Genomic DNA, 806 nt, shown 5'->3' on the forward strand with positions numbered 1-806 from the left:
GTCTGATTTCGATATTCAATTGGAGTCAGACCTTTTAAATTTTTCTGTAGCCTTTTTGTATTATAAAAAACTATGTATTCATCGATTGCTTGTTCCAGTTCTTCATATGTATAAAACTTTTGCAGATAGTACATCTCGATCTCGGATTTCAGAGTTCCCCAAAACCTTCCATTGGTCCGTTATCGATACACCTGCTAACACGTGACATGCTCTGAATTGCATTGATATTATCAAGTTTAGCTTTAAAATTTTTATTAGTATACTGAAAATCCTCTGTCACTATGAAAAAGTGGCTTCGCAGTGGGATTAGCAATTACTGCTAAGTCAAATGTGTCAAAAACAAGTTGATTGTTGTTTGAGTGACCGACAACATAAGAAACAATGCTCTTATCAGCCAAATCAAATATTGCGCTGAGGTAAGCCTTTTTGCCATTAAGTAGTTTGAATTCTGTAACATCCGTTAACCATTTCTCGTTTGGTTCTTTTGCATAGAATTCTCTCTATCTAATTCAGACTCAGTAAGCTCGGCAGCTTCTTTACGCTTACCGAGACGGCCCATTAGTGCCTCATATCCATTAGCTTGGTATTTTTTTACCCATGTATAAACTTGTTGATAAGAAACTTTAAATTTATCAGCTGTTATCTGATAATCCTCATTATTAGAAATGCAGAATGAAACAATCTCAGTTCTTTCTTCATAAGTAGTTTTTCGTCCATTAGCCATAATTCTATCCCCTTGCTTATTTTGAGATTTAAATGTTTTATGACTATTATACTTCTTAATCCATTGCTGAAGAATACTATGT

1 protein-coding gene and 2 pseudogenes are annotated in these 806 nt (G+C 34.1%); all 3 read right to left on the minus strand.

Features of this window, described 5'->3' with window-relative positions; genetic code table 11:
• Positions 1-158 (minus strand): annotated as a pseudogene (locus CLPUN_RS29605) (IS3 family transposase); the annotation flags it as partial.
• 96 nt (positions 159-254) lie between these two features.
• Positions 255-425, minus strand: a pseudogene (locus CLPUN_RS29610) (IS3-like element ISSau2 family transposase); the annotation flags it as partial.
• Positions 426-460: 35 nt separating this feature from the next.
• A partial coding sequence (locus CLPUN_RS10355; protein ID WP_207652747.1) for a helix-turn-helix domain-containing protein occupies positions 461-806 on the minus strand: 346 nt, incomplete at its 5' end.

Source organism: Clostridium puniceum, from assembly GCF_002006345.1.
GTDB classification, from domain to species: domain Bacteria; phylum Bacillota; class Clostridia; order Clostridiales; family Clostridiaceae; genus Clostridium; species Clostridium puniceum.